This is a genomic window from Georgenia wangjunii (genome assembly GCF_036421975.1).
Taxonomy (GTDB): Bacteria; Actinomycetota; Actinomycetes; order Actinomycetales; family Actinomycetaceae; genus Georgenia_A; species Georgenia_A wangjunii.
Map to the genome: position 1 here is coordinate 124,402 of NZ_JAZGON010000010.1, position 16,930 is coordinate 141,331.

14 protein-coding genes are annotated in these 16,930 nt (G+C 75.1%); 9 read left to right on the forward strand and 5 right to left on the reverse strand.

Annotated elements, in window-relative coordinates:
- Window positions 1–5: 5 nt before the first annotated feature.
- The 4 genes from V2J63_RS13815 to V2J63_RS13830 form a co-directional block, all read right to left on the reverse strand.
- Window positions 6–617 (reverse strand): alternate-type signal peptide domain-containing protein, encoded by a 612-nt coding sequence (locus V2J63_RS13815; protein ID WP_331231568.1) that lies wholly within the window; start codon window positions 615–617, stop codon window positions 6–8.
- 237 nt (window positions 618–854) lie between these two features.
- Complete coding sequence (locus V2J63_RS13820; protein WP_331231569.1) at window positions 855–2,072, reverse strand: GGDEF domain-containing protein; 1,218 nt, start codon at window positions 2,070–2,072, stop codon at window positions 855–857.
- Complete coding sequence (locus V2J63_RS13825; protein ID WP_331231570.1) at window positions 2,069–3,730, reverse strand: sensor histidine kinase; 1,662 nt, start codon at window positions 3,728–3,730, stop codon at window positions 2,069–2,071. The genes V2J63_RS13820 and V2J63_RS13825 overlap by 4 nt, the downstream gene beginning before the upstream one ends.
- A gap of 133 nt (window positions 3,731–3,863) precedes the next feature.
- Entirely contained in the window at window positions 3,864–4,820 is a 957-nt protein-coding gene (locus tag V2J63_RS13830) for a DUF3027 domain-containing protein (protein ID WP_331231571.1), read from the reverse strand.
- Window positions 4,821–4,952: 132 nt separating this feature from the next.
- Between V2J63_RS13830 and V2J63_RS13835 the strand changes: the two genes are divergently transcribed.
- Window positions 4,953–5,471 carry a hypothetical protein gene (locus tag V2J63_RS13835; protein ID WP_331231572.1) on the forward strand — a complete coding sequence of 173 codons (519 nt, stop codon included), beginning with the start codon at window positions 4,953–4,955 and terminating at the stop codon, window positions 5,469–5,471.
- A gap of 24 nt (window positions 5,472–5,495) precedes the next feature.
- On the opposite strand, the gene V2J63_RS13840 is transcribed toward V2J63_RS13835, so the two are convergent.
- Window positions 5,496–5,879: a cold-shock protein gene (locus V2J63_RS13840; RefSeq protein WP_331231573.1), complete on the reverse strand. Its 384-nt coding sequence runs from the start codon at window positions 5,877–5,879 to the stop codon at window positions 5,496–5,498.
- A 212-nt stretch (window positions 5,880–6,091) separates the two neighbouring features.
- Between V2J63_RS13840 and V2J63_RS13845 the strand changes: the two genes are divergently transcribed.
- The 8 genes from V2J63_RS13845 to V2J63_RS13880 all read left to right on the forward strand — a co-directional run bounded on the left by V2J63_RS13845 (window position 6,092) and on the right by V2J63_RS13880 (window position 16,836).
- Window positions 6,092–8,170, forward strand: coding sequence for an SseB family protein (locus V2J63_RS13845; protein ID WP_331231574.1), 2,079 nt, complete (start codon window positions 6,092–6,094; stop codon window positions 8,168–8,170).
- A gap of 62 nt (window positions 8,171–8,232) precedes the next feature.
- A complete protein-coding gene (locus tag V2J63_RS13850; protein ID WP_331231575.1) occupies window positions 8,233–10,632 on the forward strand; it encodes a helicase-associated domain-containing protein in 2,400 nt (799 codons plus the stop codon).
- Window positions 10,633–10,872: 240 nt separating this feature from the next.
- Window positions 10,873–11,826, forward strand: a complete 954-nt coding sequence (locus V2J63_RS13855; protein ID WP_331231576.1) for an SCO3242 family prenyltransferase — start codon at window positions 10,873–10,875, stop codon at window positions 11,824–11,826.
- Window positions 11,823–12,671 (forward strand): sugar phosphate isomerase/epimerase family protein, encoded by an 849-nt coding sequence (locus V2J63_RS13860; protein WP_331231577.1) that lies wholly within the window; start codon window positions 11,823–11,825, stop codon window positions 12,669–12,671. The genes V2J63_RS13855 and V2J63_RS13860 overlap by 4 nt, the downstream gene beginning before the upstream one ends.
- Window positions 12,668–13,324: an EboA domain-containing protein gene (locus V2J63_RS13865; protein ID WP_331231578.1), complete on the forward strand. Its 657-nt coding sequence runs from the start codon at window positions 12,668–12,670 to the stop codon at window positions 13,322–13,324. The genes V2J63_RS13860 and V2J63_RS13865 overlap by 4 nt, the downstream gene beginning before the upstream one ends.
- A 27-nt stretch (window positions 13,325–13,351) precedes the next feature.
- On the forward strand, window positions 13,352–14,218 hold the full coding sequence (locus tag V2J63_RS13870; protein WP_331231579.1) for a TatD family hydrolase: 867 nt from the start codon (window positions 13,352–13,354) through the stop codon (window positions 14,216–14,218).
- A 3-nt stretch (window positions 14,219–14,221) separates the two neighbouring features.
- Entirely contained in the window at window positions 14,222–15,388 is a 1,167-nt protein-coding gene (eboE, locus tag V2J63_RS13875) for a metabolite traffic protein EboE (RefSeq protein ID WP_331231582.1), read from the forward strand.
- Window positions 15,385–16,836 (forward strand): alkaline phosphatase family protein, encoded by a 1,452-nt coding sequence (locus tag V2J63_RS13880; RefSeq protein WP_491062242.1) that lies wholly within the window; start codon window positions 15,385–15,387, stop codon window positions 16,834–16,836. Before eboE ends, V2J63_RS13880 begins: the two co-directional genes overlap by 4 nt.
- Window positions 16,837–16,930: the final 94 nt, after the last annotated feature.

The window sequence follows — 16,930 nt, forward strand, 5'->3', positions numbered from 1 at the left end:
CGCGGTCAGTTGGCCGAGACGGCGTTCTGCGTGAGGACGACCTCGAGGCCGTCGAGGTTCGCGGTGGCGTCCTGGGCGGTGGTGCCGGAGACCGAGTCGGGGAAGGTGACCTGGACCTGGACGTCGAGCTCGTCGCCGTTGTTGTCGGCGGTGACCGCGAAGGGGTTCGCCTCGTTGACGACCGTGCCGTCGACCGTGAAGACGTAGCTGGCGACGAGCGCGTCGGCAAGGGCGACGTCCTGCTCGGTGGGGACGGAGCCCTCGGCGGCGGCGCTGGAGCCGGCGGCGATGGTGGCGACGTTCGTCGCGAGCGTCGCCGCGAGGATGTCGCCCTCGGCGTTGATGGTGACGGTGTCGGAGAAGGTGAGGACCTCGCCGGGGACGACAGCGTACGCGGCGAGGTCGACGTCGTCGCCGAGCGAGTTCGTCCACTCCCCGCCGGTGCTCGTCAGCGTGAGCAGGCCGCTGTTGATGTCGTTCGCGCCGTACTCCTGCGTGTCGGACCAGTTGGCGAACGTGCTGCCGCCGGCGGCGAGGAGGGCGACACCGAGGGCGGTGGCGACGACGGCCTTCGTGGCCTTCCTGGAGGAGCTGGGGGCGGTGGTGGAGCGCGACATGATGTTTCCTTCGTTCGGTAGCGGTTCTTGACCGAGACCGATACTGCTCACCGAACCTCAGCGCTCCGCTCAAGCAGGCCTGAGATCACCTCAGGATCAGCGCGAGTGGTGCGCGTCGGTCTTGAGGATCGGGCCCAACCTCAAGGTCGGCGCCATCCCCGTGAGCCAGGCCACCGTGGGACGGCTCTTCCGCGAGGGCCGGCGGCGGGTCGCGCGCCGGCACCGGGGGGAGGCGGCTCAGCCCGCCGAGCGGGCCCCGTCGTTCGCGGCGCGCCCGGGCCGGGTGTCCGGCCCGCTGCCGGCGACGACGACGCGGTTCCCACCGGCAGCCAGGGCCGCCCGCGCCGCACCCGCGGCCGCCTCACGCAGGGCGGGCAGGTCGTACCCGGCGTCGGCCGCCTTGGCAACGCCGAAGCTTGCCGTGAGCCGGACGTGGCTCCCCGGCACGGGGACGGGGCTGTTGATGAGGTCCTTGCGCACCGACGTCGCCCACTCGAGCACCTCGGCCCCCGAGTACCCGCGCACGAGCACGTGGAACACGTCCTCGTCTGCGGGGTCCTTGCCGACGAGGCCGTGGGCGGGCCTGTGCTCGCCGACGATCTCGCCGCACGTGACGAGCGCTTGCACCGCGACGCCGCGGTCGTAGGCAACGGCGATGGCGTCGAGCTCCTCCGGTGCGATGACGATGAAGGCGACGGGTTGCGCCGCAGCCCGGGCGATCCGCAGCTCCTGGGTGGCGCACGTCGCGAACGACTCCGCCGAGCGCACGCCGGTCACCGGGTCGAAGTTCGCCGCCGCGAGTGCCCGCTCGCTCGCGATGCCCCGGGTACGGAGCATGACGCCGACGAAGGCGGCAGCGTTGACGAGGACCGACGTGATGATCGTCGACGGCGCCGTCCCGAGGTAGGTGACGAAGATCTCCGAGGTCGGCCCAGCCGTGATGAAGATGAAGGTCCGGAGGGTGTAGTACCCGCCGGCGAGGGCGAGGATCATCGCGAGCAGCGCCCCCGGACGGGAGCTGCGGAGGCTCCCGCGCAGGATCGCGGCAGAGGCACCGAGTGCGCCAAGGGCCGTGCCGACGAGGACGACCACCCCGCCCGCCCAGGACCCGCCGTCGGGCCCCTCGACGAGGACGGCCACCGCGGTCACCCCCGCGACGAGGAACGCGAGGGCGATGCGCGAGCTGCGGCGTTCGTGCGCGCGGATGCCGCACCACATCGCCCAGACCGTGAGGACGCTCGTGGCGTTCCCGATGGCATTGATCCACCACAGGTCCGGTTCCACCGCGGTGGCGAGGTAGGCGACGGCCGTCGTCATCGCCGACGCGAACGCGATGGACCACAGCCGGTCGACCTCCTGGCCGATACGGGCCCAGGCCTCGGCGAGGAACATGCCCGAGCTCGTCATGACGATGACCGCCGAGAACACGAGGAGCGTGGGGACGTCGAGGGTCATGAGTGGCGCTCCGGTGCGTCGTCGCCCGCCGCGTGCAGCGGCAGGGTGAGCGTCATCTCGGTGCCCACCCCGGGCTCGGAGGCAAGCTCGATCGCGCCGCCGTGGGCGGCCATGATGAGGCGGGAGATGTGCAGCCCGAGGCCGGTGCCAGGCACCGGGCCCTGCCGCACGGAGCGTGCCCGGTAGAAGCGGTCGAAGACCTTCTCCTGCTCCGCGGGCGCGATCCCGATGCCGGTGTCCCGCACCCGCAACCGGGCGACGCCGTCGACCCGGTCGAGGACCGCCGTCACCCGTCCGTCGGGCCGGCTGTACTTCACGGCGTTGGACAGGATGTTGTCCGCCACCTGCGCGAGACGGGTCCGGTCGGCGAGGACGACGATGGACTCGTCCGCGACGATGTCGAGCTCGACCTCCGCCTCGCGCGCCCGCGGGACGACGCTCTCGACCGAGTCGAGGAGCACCTCCCGCAGGTCCGTCGTGCTCGGTTCGAGGTCGAACCCCACGCGGGTGCGCGCGGCGAAGAGAAGGTCCCCGATGAGCCGCTGGAGGCGCTGGGCGTTGCGCTCGACGACGCCCAGCTGTCCGCGCAGCCGCTCCGGGAGCTCCGGGTCGTCCGTCGTCAGCTCGAGGTAGCCGAGGATCGACGTGAGCGGGGTGCGCAGCTCGTGCGAGACCGAGGAGACGAAGTCCTCGCGCTGGGCGAGGGCGTTCATCTCGGCCGTCATGTCCTGGTAGAGGACGACGGCGCCCCCACCCGTCCCGTCGCCCTCCTCGAGCTGTGCGGCGGAGATACGGAACGCCGTGAACTCTCCGCCGCCCTGGTCCCACCATGTGAGCTCGCGGTCGATCGACTCCCCACGCGCCGCGCGGACGAGCGGCGAGCCGTCGCGGCCCAGGGGCGTGACGCGGTCCTCCCGGAAGCCGCCTATGCCGCCGTGGACGCTGACGTGGTCGCCCAGCTTGAGGCGTCCTTCGACGACGGCGGCGTGGGCCCGGTTGATCGTCCCGATCGTGCCGTCCGGGTTGAGGGCGACGACACCGACGTCGATCGTGTTGAGGATCGAGTCGAGCACCTGCCGCTGGCGGCTCGCGTCCGCGAGGGCCTCCTCGATGAGGGCGCTCTGGCGGGTGAGGAGGGCCCGGCGCGCGGAGGACCGGCGCTCCGCGAGGTAGGTGTACGTGGCGATGGCGGTGAGGACGACCGGGAGCAGGAGGAGTCGCGGGACGTTGTCGGTTTCGACCACCGTCGCGTCGCGGGTGAGGGCTGAGCCCCACCCGGCGATCGAGCTGACGACGACGGAGACGACCGCCCCCGTCACCCCGAAGGTCGCCGACATCCACATGACCGGGAAGACGAGCAGGATCGAGGCGGGGAAGCCGGAGTTCGCGACGAGCCCGATGGCGAGGATGTCGAGGAGCGGCACGACCACCCGGGCGCGCTCGTGCATCCAGTGCCACGGCAGCGCGATGGACAGCGTCGTGGCGAGGAGCGCGGCGAGCGCGCCGGCGTAGAAGGTCGCGCTGGCGAAGGACTCCGGCGCGTAGAGCAGCACGCCGAGGATGACGAGGAGGAAGACCCCGGCGAACGGGAGCTGGCGCACGAGCACGCTGCGGTAGCTCGGGCGCGCCGCGGTACCGCCCCCCGTCGGTTCCTGCACGCCTCCGAGGCTAGCGGTGGTGGGCCGCCCCCGCCGACCTGGGCCGCTCATTCCTGCGGCGCCCGGGCGAGGTGCTGGAGCCGGCGGCCGTGGCCCGTGAGGGCCTCGAGAAGGCGGTCAGGCCCGGCCAGGCTCACGCCTCGCCCGGGTTCGCCTCGCTTTGCTCGATGGCGGCGGGAGCGGCGACGGCCGGCTCAGAGTCGGCCGGCTCAGAGTCAGCCGGCGCGGCGTCGGCCGGCTCAGAGTCAGCCGGCGCGGCGTCGGCCGCATCGGTGCTCGCGTCATCAGCCGGCCTGAGCGGCTCGTTCGCGACGACCTCGATGTCGAACTCGTCGATGACGGGCGGGGTGAGCGGCCAGTCGCTGACAGCCTCGGGGGCGTGGGTCTCGGAGTGCGCGCCGCAGCCGTGGTCGACGCTGACGACGCGGCCGTCGTCGGGTGACCACTCGTTCGCGCAGACGCCGAAGACGGTGCGCATCGACCCCGCCATCTTGAGGAAGAAGCCGCACGTCGAGCACGGCGCCGCCGCGGCCTGCGCCTGGGGCGCGGCCGGGCCGCGGTCGCCGTCGTACCAGCGGGTGGCGGCCTGGTTCCGGCCGTCGCGAGAGAGGACGCGGGCCCGGCCGAGGCCGAGCTCGTGGTGCAGGTCGGTGCCGAGCACGTCGGCGTCGGCGTCCGTGGCCTCGTAGCCCTGGTCGAGCCGCTCGTCCTGCGGCGCGTAGGGCAGGACGTCCGTCGCGCCGACGTCGCCCGGGCGGAGCCGGTCCGCCCACGGCACCCACACGGGCGCGAGCAGCGCGCCCTCACCGGCGACGAGCTCGACCTCGCACACCGTGGCGCTGCGGCCGCGCGGCGGGCGGGTGATCGTCACGGCCCACTGCCAGCCGCGGTACCCGGGGTTGAGCGTCTCGAAGTAGTGCGTCACGAGCCGCTCGCCGTCGATGACGGCGCCGCGGTGCTCACCGATGTCACCGGCGCCGACGAGCTCGACGGCGGCCGCGCGCGCGACATCGACCGCGCCGACGAGCACCGCCTCCTTGGCGGTGGACCTCGAACTAGCGCGGGCCGGGGCGGTGGTAGCTACGGACACGTCAACCAGTGTAGGCGTGGCGGCGGGCGGCTGGGCTCGGACGTGATGCGGTCCTGCCTCGTCGCCGTCCCGTTCCCGGAGCGGACGCGCACCGGCGGTGCGATCCTGACGGGCGTGACGAGAAGACGCCGCGTGGCTGCGCTGGCCGTGGTCGGCGCGCTCGCCTTCGTCACCGTGACCGCGAGCCTGTGGCTGTGGCGTGGCGATCGCGTCGAGTCCCTTCACGCCGGCCTCGCGTCGCTGCTCCACTTCTCGGTCTTCGTCGCCGTGTACCTCGGCACACGCCGACTCAGCCAGACGACCGCCGGGGACTCCCTCGAGGTCAATGTGCGGACGCGGGACGGCCACCCGCGGCTGAGCAGGCGGTGGTCGCAGGCCCAGATCTGGCCGGGCAGCGGCGCTCTGCGGATCACTCCCTACACGGGGTCGTCGGTCGCACCGTTCTCGATCGACGCGACGCGCCTCGAGGTGGTCGAGAGCCCGCACACCTGGCGCGACGCGTTCACGCGTCCGGTCGGCGCCGGCGCCTTCGTCCGCATCCCGACGGACGAAGGCACCATCGAGATGGCGCTCCCCGCAGGTCGGCTGCCGTGGTTGCGCGAGAGCCTCGACGCGGGCAGCGGACCGCGAGAGCCCCGACCTGGGCAGTGAGCACCGAGCCGCGGCGGCGCAGGCTCAGGCGTCGAACTCGTCGGCGACGGCCCGCAGGACCTGGGCGACCTTGGCGCCCGTGGCCTTCTCCGGGTAGCGCCCGCGGCGCAGGTCTCCGGAGGCGCGGTCGAGCACCCGGATGAGGTCCTCGACGATGGGCACCATGTCCTCCGCGGGCTTGCGGTGCGCGCGGACCACCGAGAGCGTCGGCTCGGTGATCGTCACCGAGAGGGCCGACGGTCCGCGCCGCCCCTCGGCGACGCCGAACTCGACCTTCGTGCCAGGCTTCGGGCTCTGAACCCCGGCCGGCAGCGCCGACGCGTGGAGGAACACCTCGCCGCCGTCGTCGTCGGCGATGAAGCCGAAGCCGCGGTCGGCGTCGAACCACTTGACCTTGCCGGTGGGCACGTCCTACCTCTGATTCTCTGCGGGGGGTCGGGCCACCTGCGGCGGCGCAGCGGACACGTGCATCGTTACCGGCCCAGGGTATCCGGCCACCGGGCACCTACGCAGTGCTAATCGGTGCGAGGTAGCGTGCTGGGCAGAGTGCGGCGCGTCACACCAGCGGCCGCGCCACGACGCGGCACCACGCCGCCGGTACGCGGAGAGGAGCGAGCACCATGAGCGTCCCGCCCATGATGCGGCAGGAGGAGCTCGTCACCTCGCTCGCCCGCTGGATGATGCGCACGGTCCAGACCCAGCCCGGCTGGGACCAGCTGCACCTCGAGCTGCGGCCCCTGCGCGACCGGGTCCGCATCCGCATCACCGAGGTGCGCGGCAAGGGCAGCCAGTCCCGCACCGGCGAGCTCGACCCCGAGCGCGACGCCTACCGTGACGCCCGGGAGCTCCAGGAGATCGGCGCCCGCCCCGGCGCGGGCACGTGGATCAGCGCGACGATCGTCGCGACGGCGACCGGCTGGCCAGAGCCACGCATCGCCGTCGCCGCCACGCTCAACCCGGACAAGGAGCCGGACTCATGGGGGCCGGCGGACGCCTCGCTCGACGCCGAGGACCTCGTCCACCTCCTCACCCGCCACCCCCGCCGGCGCGAGCTCGTGCCGGAATGGGTCGCGCAGCGCATCACGGCGGCGGGCCTGAGCGTCCCCCTCGCCGAGGGCGAGACCCCGCAGGCGGGCCCGACCCCACCCACCGGCACGACCCAGCCCGACGACGACGCCCGGCCGACCGACGTCGGGCACCACGACAACGAGGACGGCAACGTGAGCGACCTGACCGGCAACAGCCCCACCGAGCGCATCGAGGCGCCCGCGACGACGGCGTCGGCGCCGCGGCTGACGACGAGCGCGGGCGGCGCGGCGGCGGCCGACGAGGCGGCGGCCGACGAGGCGACGGTCGCCGCGGCCGACGGGGCGCCCGGGGACCCGCGGGTGGGCGTGCCGCCGGTGCCGGACGTGCCCGCTCCCCCGCGCAGCACCCGCGCGCCGGGCGCCGTGCACGTGCACGTCGACCGGGACGGCATCGCCATCCCCGACGGCTCGCGGCCCCAGCAGCGCCGGCTGCGCCTCGGCGGCTCGCTCGGCCTCGCGGACATCATCGAGACGGTCGGCGCGCCGCTGCCCTTCACGGACAAGCGCGGCGCGTGGGTGGTGCGCCACGGCACGAGCGCCGACGAGGGCCAGGTGCTCGCCGTCGTCGAGCAGGTCGACGGGATCGTCGAGGGCGACCTCGGCGGGGCGAGCGTCCACCTCCTCAGCGACGCGGCGCCGGCGGACCTCCTCACCGCGGCCGACGAGCTGCACCTGTACTACTGCTCCGTTCCCGGCACCGTCGAGGAGGTCCTCACCGCCGCGCGGGAGGGCCGGACGACGCCGCCCGCGCCCCCGCGGGCCAAGCCGGACAACCCCCAGCTGCGCGAGGCGATCGCCACGTTCGCCGCCCAGCCCGACCGCGACCGCATGCTCCACGTGCTGCGCCAGGCCCTCGGCGGGCGCCTCGTCCTCGACGCGACCGGGTCCGACGTGCACAAGACCGACGGCGGCAAGCCGGACATGCGCCTGACGACCGTCACCGCGCCCGACGGCTCGCGCGGGATCGGTGCCTTCACGAGCAACGTCGCGCTCGCCGACTTCCGGCGCAAGCTCCACGAGAAGGCCGGGACCACCCCGCCGGCGGAGCTCGTCGGCCTCGCCCAGGCCGGCCCCACCGTGCTCGAGCTCTTCCGGCAGAACGAGGACCTGCGCTGGCTCATCCTCGACCCGGGCGGCCCCTCGTGCGCCCTCGGCAAGCCCGAGGTCAACTACGCCCTCTCGGCGCCGAGCAACACCGCCGTCAAGGACCTCCTCGCCCGCGAGCACAGCATCCAGGAGCTCTTCGACGCGCTCCGCGCGCCCGACTCCCAGCTCTTCCTCGCCGAGAAGAAGCGCCCCGAGACCGAGGACACCGAGGGTGGGACACCCACGGCCGGCCCGGTCTTCGCGCGCCACGAGGCGGACGGCAGCCCCGTCATGGTCGTCTTCACCTCGCCCGCCGAGGTGGCCGCGTACGGCGCCGACTTCTCCAGCCGCCGGTTCCCGGTCGAGTGGCTCATGCGGTTCTTCCTGCGCAGCCGGGTCAAGGAGATGCGGATCAACCCCTCGGGGCCGTCCGCGACGCTCTCCTCGTTCCAGGTGTGGCACATGCTCGGCACCCCGCCCCTCGAGGCCAGGCCGGCCGCGACCGCGCAGCCGGAGCAGGGCTAGGTTCCGGCGCGCGGCGCGACGGCGGCTCACCGGGACCCCGGGCGCGCCGTAATGTGGGTCGGATGAACCCGATGCAGCCCGGCACCGCGACGAGCGAGGAGCTCGCGCGCGCCCTCGCCGAGCGCACCGACGACCAGCTCACGCTCCTCCTGCGCGAGCGCCCCGACCTCGGCGTGCCCACGCCGTCCTCGGTCACGGTGCTCGGCGGGCGCGCCGCGTCCCGCCCGTCCGTCGAGCGGGTCCTCGCCCGGCTCACCACCCGCGACCTCCAGGTGGTCGAGGCCCTCGTCGCCCTCGCACCCCTGGGGCTGACGTCCGCCGAGGACCTCGGGCGCGCCGTCGGGCTGCCGGCCGCGAAGGCCCGCGACGTCGTCGACCGCGCGGAGGAGCTCGCGCTCACCGTCGGCGGGCGGCCCGTCCTCGCCCTCGCCGAGGCGCTCGGCCCGCACCCCGCCGGGCTCGGCCCCAGCCTCGCTTCGCTCGGCGCGGCGGTGGCCGGGGGCACCGCCGCGGGGGGCACCCCGCCGCGCACGGCGGACGAGCTCTCCGCCCGCATGAAGGACGCCCCGTCGGCGGCCGCCCGGATGCTCGACGCGCTCCGGTGGGGCCCGCCCGTCGGCGTCGTCAGCGCCGGCGCGCCGAGCCCCGGCGCCCGCTGGCTGCTCGACCACGGCATCCTCCACCGGCTCAGCGCCACCCAGCTCGTCCTGCCGCTCGAGGTCGGCCTCGCCGCCCGCGACGGGCGCACCCACGCCGAGCCGGCCGTCGCGCCCCCGACGGCGGGGATCGCGACGCGCCCCGCGCACGTCGTCAGCTCCGAGGGTGCCCGCCTCGCCGAGGAGTCGGTGCGGCTCGTCGCCCTCCTCCTCATGGCGTGGCAGGACGCCCCCGCGGCGGTCCTGCGCAGCGGTGGCCTCGGCGTGCGCGAGCTCAAGCGCACCGCCACCGCCCTGGAGACGGACCCGGCCACCGCCGCGACGATCGCCGAGGTCGCGGCCACGGCGGACCTCGTCGAGGCGGTCGACGACGGCAACGACGGCCTCCTCTTCGAGCCCACCGCGCAGTCGCTCCAGTGGCGGGAGAGCACGCTCGGCCGGCGCTGGGCACACCTCGCCGCCGCGTGGCTCGCCTCGCGGCGCACGGCGTGGCTCGTCGGCACCCGCAACGACCACGGCGCCCTGCGCGCCGCGCTCGAGCCCGGCCTCGAGCGCGGGTGGGCCGCCCGCCTGCGCCGTCGCGCGCTCGAGGCGCTCGCCGACCTGCCCGAGGGCGCCGCCCCCACGGCCGCCGAGCTGCACGCCATCCTCACGTGGCACGCCCCGCGGGCCACCCCGCCCGAGACGAGCGTCGCGGCCGTCCTCGGGGAGGCCGAGCTCCTCGGGCTCACGGGGGCCGGGGCACTCACCGCCGCCGGCCGCGCGCTCCTCGACGCTCCCGGCGCGGGTGCCGCCTCCGCGGGCTCCGGCACGGTGAGCCTCGCGACCGCCATCGGGGTCGCCGCCGCCGCCACCGCGCTCGAGGCGGCCCTCCCCGAGCCGGTCGAGGAGCTCGTCGTCCAGGGCGACCTCACCGGCATCGTCCCGGGCCGCCCTGGCCCGGCGCTCGACGAGCTCATCACCCTGTCCGCCGACGTCGAGAGCCGCGGCGCCGCCCTCACCGTGCGGTTCACACCTGTCTCGATCCGCCGCGCGCTCGACGCGGGCGTCGCCGGCGAGGACCTCGTCGAGCGGCTGCGCGCGGCCTCGCGCACGCCGCTCCCCCAGGCGCTGGAGTACCTCGTCACGGACACCGCGCGCAAGCACGGCCAGGTCCGCGTCGGGTCCGCCGCGAGCTACGTCCGCACCCAGGACGCCGCCGCCGCGAGCGCCCTCGTCAGCCACCCGCGCCTCGCCGGGCTCCGCCTGCGCCCGATCGCGCCCACCGTGCTCGTCTCGAGCGCCTCACCGGCCGAGCTCATCGAGGCCCTGCGCGCGGCCGACGCCGCTCCGGCGCTCGAGGGACCGGACGGCACCGTCGTCGTCGGCCTGCCCGGCACCGGCGGTCGTACCGGGGGCGCCGGCGGGGCACGGCTGCGCCCGGCCTCGCGCGCACGCCGGCCCGTGGCGCCTCCCGCTCCCGTCGAGCTCGACGTGCGGACGATGGACGACGCCGAGCTGGCGGCCCTCGTCGCCCGCATGCGCGCCGGGCAGGACCGCGCCGCCCACGCGGCCGCAAACCGTGCCAGCGGCGACCTCGCCGCAACGGACCCCGTCCACACCGTCGCGCTCCTCCACGAGGCCGCGCAGACGGGGACTCCGGTCTCCGTCATCGTCATCGGGCCGACCGGCAAGCCGGAGAAGCGCCGGGTGCGCCCGGTGAGCATCGAGGGTGGCCGGGTGCGCATGGTCGACCTCGGCCGCGAGGCGGAGATCATCGTCGCCATCCACCGGATCTCCGCCGTCGGGCCCGACTCACGGGCCTGACCGCGGGCCGGTGGGCCGCCGTCGTCCCGGCCCCGTCCCGCCCACCCGGCAGCTCCCCGACACATACGTCGATGGGGTACCTTTTATCCGTTGATTGCGAACGAAAGTCCGCGCGGACTTTCCACCGAGACGAAGAGGTCTGATGAGCTGCCGCATCCCAGGTCAGCCGGCACGGCGCTGCGCGCCGGCGCCGGTCGCGCGCGGCCTCACGGCGGCGCCCGCGAACGACGGGAGCCGCTCATGACCACGGCCCGCGACCTCGCCGAGCTCGTCCGCCTCCCCGCCGCCCTCACCGTCCCCGGGGACACGCTCGCGGGCGCGGCCGCCGCCGGCTGGCCCGCCGGGGCGCGCACGGCGTTCCTCCCCGCCGCGTCGGCCTGCCTGTACTGGGCCGGCATGGCCCTCAACGACTACGCCGACCGGGACCTCGACGCCGTCGAGCGCCCCGAGCGCCCTATCCCCTCGGGCCGGGTGAGCCCCCGGCACGCGCTCGCGCTCGCCGCGGGGCTCACCGCCGCCGGGGTCGGGCTCGCCGCCGCCGCCGGCCGGCGCCACCTCGTGATCGGTGCCGCGCTCGCCGCGACCGTGTGGAGCTACGACCTCCTCGCCAAGCCGACCCCCCTCGCGCCGGTCGTCATGGCCGCCAACCGCGGGCTCGACGTCATGCTCGGCGCGGCCGGCAACCCCCGGCCCGCCCTTCCGGCGGCGCTCGCCCTCACGGCGCACACGGTCGCCGTCACCGCCCTCTCCCGCGGCGAGGTCACCGGCACCACCCCCGCCGTGCCGCGCGGCGCCGCCGCGACGACGGCGATCGTCGCCGTCGCGGCGGCGCTCCTCGCCGGCCCCGCCGGGGCAGCCGCCCTCGGCGGGCGCGCCGCCGGGGCAGGTGCGCGCCGCCCCCTGCCGGCGGGTGCGACGACAGCCGCCGCGCCGCCGCACCGGAGCGGCCTCACCCGGCTCGCTGCCGCCGGGCTCGCCGCCACGTACGCCTGGACCGTCGGCCGAGCCCAGCTCGAGGCCGCACGCCGCCCCGACGCCCCGACGGTGCGCCGGGCCACCGGCGTCGGGATCCGCGGGATGATCCCGCTCCAGGCTTCCCTGACGGCCGGGGCAGGCGCACTGCCCGCCGCGGCCGTCGTGCTCGCCGCCGGGCCCGTCGCCCGGCTAGCCACGAGGAGGTTGTCCGCAACATGAGACTCGCCTACGGCACGAACGGCTTCACCGGTCATCGCCTGCACGACGCGCTCGAGATCATCGCCGAGCTCGGCTACGACGGTGCCGCCATCACGCTCGACCCGCACCACCTCGATCCCTTCGCCGACGACGTCGTCGACCGCACGGCGCGCACGGCACGCCTCCTCGAGCGGCTCGGGCTCGCGTCCGTCGTCGAGACGGGCGCACCCTTCCTCCTCGACCCGCGCCGGCAGTTCGAGCCGACCTTCGTCTCGGACACCGGCCGCGAACGCCGCTCCGAGCTCATCCGCCGGGCCATCGACATCGCCGGGGACCTCGGCGCCCCGGTGGTCCACCTGTGGTCCGGCAACCTCCCGCACGGTACGTCGGAGGAGGAGGGCTGGGACCGTCTCGTCGAGTCCGTCGGGCGGCTCCTGCCCGTCGCCGAGCGCGCCGGCATCACCCTCGCCTTCGAGCCGGAGCCGTCGATGCTCGTCTCCCGGGTGGCCGACGCCCTCGAGCTGCGTGCCCGTCTCGACAACCCCCGCCAGCTGCAGGTCACGCTCGACATCGGTCACGCGCGCTGCAACGAGGCGGAGACCCCCGACGGCTGCGTCCGGCTCAGCGCGGGCGCCCTCGCCCACGTCCAGATCGACGACATGCGCCGCGGCGTCCACGCCCACCTCGAGTTCGGCGAGGGTGACATCGACTTCCCGCCGGTCTTCACCGCGCTCGCGGAGATCGGCTACGAGGGCCTCGTCTCGGTCGAGCTGAGCCGCCACAGCGACTCCGCGCCCGCCGTCGCCGCCCGTTCGATGACCGCCCTGCGCACCTACGCCCGCGCCGCGGCGGGAGCCGTGCGATGAGCGCCGCGCAGGCGGCCGAGACGCTGCGCGCCGCCCTCGGCGAGGACGGTGCCGCGAAGCTCGACGGGCTCCTCGCCCAGGTCGCGGCCGACCCGGCGGCCATCCACCGGCTCTTCCCCGCCGCCGCGCGCCGCGTCGGCCGCGGCCCGCTGCCCGGGACGGACGCCCGCGTCGAGGACGAGGTCCGCGCGGCCCTCCTCGCCGCGCACGCGGACGCCGTGCCCACGGACCGGCTCGCGGACGACGTCGCCGAGCTCTACCGCCTCGGTGACGCGGACGAGAAGCGCGCCGTCCTCCTCGCGCTCGACCGCCTCCCGCTCGGCGCCGAGGCCGTCCCTCTCCTCGCCGACGCCCTGCGCACCAACGACACCCGGCTCGTGGCGGCCGCGCTCGGCCCCTACGCCACCCGTCACTACGACACCGAGTCGTGGCGCCAGGGTGTGCTCAAGTGCCTCTTCGTCGGGGTGCCTCTCGCCGCCGTCGACGCCCTGCCGGAGCGCGCCGACGCGCGGCTCGGCGAGATGGTCGCCGCGTACGCGAACGAGCGCCTCGCCGCCGGGCGCGACGTGCCGGCCGACGCCGCCGCCCTCCTCGCCGACTTCCCCGACCAGGTGAGCGCCGCCGGCCTCACCGGTCGCCTCCCCACCCCCTGAGACCCCACCGAGCCCGCAGGAGACGCAGTGCGCATCTTCGACCCGCACATCCACATGACGTCGCGCACGACCGACGACTACGAGGCCATGCACGCCGCCGGCGTCCGCGCCGTCGTCGAGCCGGCGTTCTGGCTCGGCCAGCCGCGTACGTCGGTGGAGAGCTTCATCGACTACTTCGACGGCCTGCTGGGCTGGGAGCGCTTCCGCGCCGCCCAGTTCGGCATCGTCCACCACGCCACCATCGGGCTCAACCCCAAGGAGGCGAACGACCCGCGCTGCATCGGGGTCCTCGACATCCTGCCCCGCTACCTCGAGAAGGACGGCGTGGTCGCCGTCGGGGAGACCGGGTTCGACTCGATGACGCCGGAGGAGGAGCACGTCTTCGTCCGCCAGCTCGAGCTCGCCGGTGAGCACGACCTGCCCGTGCTCGTCCACACCCCGCACCGGGACAAGGCCTCCGGCACCCGCCGCACGCTCGAGATCGTCGCTGAGGTGGGCCTCGCGCCCGAGCTCGTCGTCGTCGACCACCTCAACGAGACGACGGTCGACATCGTCGCCGACGCCGGCGCCTGGATGGGTTTCTCCGTCTACCCGGACACGAAGATGGACGAGGACCGCATGGTGCGGATCCTCGCCCGGCGCGGCCTCGAGCGCGTGCTCGTCAACTCCGCCGCGGACTGGGGCCGCAGCGACCCGCTCAAGACCCTCAAGACCGGTCAGGCCATGCTCGCGGCGGGGTTCACCGACGACGACGTCGACGAGGTCCTGTGGCGCAACCCCGTCGCTTTCTACGGGCAGAGCGGGCGCCTCCTGCTCGACGAGGAGACCACCGACGCCGCCACGTACGAGGGCAACTCCGTCCTGCGCGGCGAGCCCGTCACCAAGGAGGGCTGAGCGCTGCGGTTCCGCCACGGCGACGGCACGGTCGTCCACCTCGCCTACTGCACGAACGTGCACCCCGCGGAGGACGTCGACGGGCTCCTCGACCAGCTGGAGCGCTTCGCCGGGCCCGTGCGCGCCGAGCTCGACGTCGCCCGGCTCGGGGTGGGCCTGTGGCTGCCCGCCGACGCCGCCGCGCAGCTCGTGCGCTCCGCGCCGGACCTCGCGCGCCTGCGGGACGGCCTCGCGCGCGCCGGCCTCGAGGTCGTCACGCTCAACGCCTTCCCGTACGCGAGCTTCCACGCGCCTGTCGTCAAGCACCGCGTCTACCGGCCGGACTGGACCGAGGAGGAGCGGCTCACCTACACCCTCGACTGCGCCCGCGTCCTCGCGGCGATCCTGCCCGACGACGCCGCCCGCGGCAGCATCTCGACCCTGCCGCTCGCGTGGCGCACGCCGTGGTCCGCCGAGCGCCACGCCCAGGCCCGCACGGGCCTCGACCGGCTCGCCGCGGGTCTCGCCGACGTCGAGCGCGAGACGGGCCGGCGGGTGCGGGTGGCGCTCGAGCCCGAGCCCGGCTGCGTCGTCGAGACGGCGGCCGACGCTGCGCAGCACCTGAGCGGCCTCGACCCCGACTACCTCGGCGTCTGCCTCGACATGTGCCACATGGCGACGGGGTTTGAGGACCCGGCCGCCTCCCTCGCCGCGCTCGACGGCGCCGGCCTCGAGGTCGTCAAGTCCCAGCTCGCGGCGGCCCTCCACGTGGCCGAGCCGGCCGCGCCCGCCTCCCGCGCCGCCCTCGGCGGCTTCGCCGAGGACCGCTTCCTCCACCAGGTGCGCGAGCACGACGGCGCGGCCGTGCGCGCCGTCGACGACCTCCCGGAGGCCCTCGCCGACGGCGGGCTGCCGGGCGAGAGGCCGTGGCGCGTCCACTTCCACGTCCCCGTCCACGCCGAGCCCGACGCGCCGCTCGAGGGCACGAGCACCTACCTGCGCGAGGCAGCCCGGGCACTCGTCGGCGGCCCCCGGGCCCTCACCGACCACCTTGAGGTCGAGACGTACACGTGGTCCGTCCTGCCCGCGCACCTGCGCCCCGCCGACGACGCCGGGCTCGTCGCCGGCCTCGCCGCCGAGCTGCGCTGGACCCGTGACCTCCTCGTCGACCTCGGCCTGGAGGCGCTGTGAGCGACCGCCCGGCCACCCCTGGAAGTCCCCTCACCCCTGGAGGCGCTGTGAAGAAGCTGCTCGTCCTCGACGTCGTCGGGCTCACCCCGCGCCTGCTCGAGCACACCCCCAACCTGCGGGCTGTCGCGGAGCAGGGCTACCAGGCGGAGCTGGAGACCGTCCTGCCCGCGGTCACGTGCTCAGCGCAGTCGACCTTCCTCACCGGGCTCATGCCCGCCGAGCACGGGATCGTCGGCAACGGCTGGTTCTTCCGCGACCTCGGCGAGATCCTCCTGTGGCGCCAGCACAACGGACTCGTCAGCGGGGAGAAGGTCTGGGAGACCATCCGCGAGCAGCGCCCCGGGTACACGGTGGCCAACGTCTGCTGGTGGTACGCCATGGGCTCGAGCGCGGACACGACCGTCACGCCCCGGCCGGAGTACCACGCGGACGGCCGCAAGGAGCCGGACTGCTGGACGTGGCCGCCGTCGCTGCACGACGAGCTCGTCTCCGAGCTCGGCCCGTTCCCGCTCTTCACCTTCTGGGGGCCGGGCGCGTCGATAGCGAGCTCGACGTGGATCATCGGCGCCGCCCGCAAGGTCATGCCCGACCACGACCTCACCCTCGCCTACGTCCCTCACCTCGACTACGACCTCCAGCGCTTCGGCCCGGACGGGCCCGAGGCGGTCAAGGCGGCGCGCGAGGTCGACGCGGCCCTCGCACCGCTCCTCGCGGACGCGCGCGCCCTCGGTGCGACGGTCGTCGTGCTGAGCGAGTACGGCATCACCGGCGTCTCGCGCGCCGTCGACGTCAACCGGGTGCTGCGCCGCGCGGGCTACCTCAACGTCCACACGAACAGCACGGGTGAGCTCCTCGACACGTGGACGTCGCCGGCCTTCGCCGCGGCCGACCACCAGCTCGCCCATGTCTACGTGCGCGACCCCGCCGACGTCCCGGCGATCCGCGACCTCCTCGCCGCCACACCCGGCGTCGCCGAGGTCCTCGACGTCGAGGGCAAGGCCGCACACGGGCTCGACCACCCCCGCTCGGGCGAGCTCGTCCTCGTCGCCGAGCCCGACTCGTGGTTCACCTACTACTACTGGCTCGACGACGCCAAGGCGCCCGACTTCGCACGCCTCGTCGAGATCCACAAGAAGCCGGGCTACGACCCGGTGGAGCTCTTCATGGACCCCGAGGACCGGTGGGTCAAGCTCCGCGCCGCCAAGGCGTTGGCCCGCAAGAAGGCGGGCATGCGGTACACGATGGACGTCGTCCCGCTCGACCCGTCGCCGCTGCGCGGCAGCCACGGCCGCCTCCCGGACAGCCCGGCGGACGGGCCGGTGCTCCTGTGCTCCGACCCTGCGCGCCCCCGCACGCACGTGGCCGCGACCGAGGTTCGCGACCTCCTGCTCGAGGCCGCCGGCGCCCAGCCGACCCCCGTCCGGCATCCCTCCCCCACCCCCTCCTGATCCCCCCCTCCTGATCCCCACCCCGGTGATCATCAAGGAGTGCCGCAGGGCGGTGTCGTGATCATGCAAGAGCGCCGCTCGACCACGCTGTGGT

What these genes read in the sequence shown, in the direction of transcription:
- V2J63_RS13815 (WP_331231568.1), bottom strand. Translation starts at nt 617, where the DNA reads ATGTCGCGCTCCACCACCGCCCCCAGCTCCTCCAGGAAGGCCACGAAG.
- V2J63_RS13860 (WP_331231577.1), top strand. Translation starts at nt 11,823, where the DNA reads ATGAGACTCGCCTACGGCACGAACGGCTTCACCGGTCATCGCCTGCAC.
- V2J63_RS13820 (WP_331231569.1), bottom strand. Translation starts at nt 2,072, where the DNA reads ATGACCCTCGACGTCCCCACGCTCCTCGTGTTCTCGGCGGTCATCGTC.
- V2J63_RS13850 (WP_331231575.1), top strand. Translation starts at nt 8,233, where the DNA reads ATGAACCCGATGCAGCCCGGCACCGCGACGAGCGAGGAGCTCGCGCGC.
- V2J63_RS13845 (WP_331231574.1), top strand. Translation starts at nt 6,092, where the DNA reads ATGAGCGTCCCGCCCATGATGCGGCAGGAGGAGCTCGTCACCTCGCTC.
- V2J63_RS13855 (WP_331231576.1), top strand. Translation starts at nt 10,873, where the DNA reads ATGACCACGGCCCGCGACCTCGCCGAGCTCGTCCGCCTCCCCGCCGCC.
- V2J63_RS13865 (WP_331231578.1), top strand. Translation starts at nt 12,668, where the DNA reads ATGAGCGCCGCGCAGGCGGCCGAGACGCTGCGCGCCGCCCTCGGCGAG.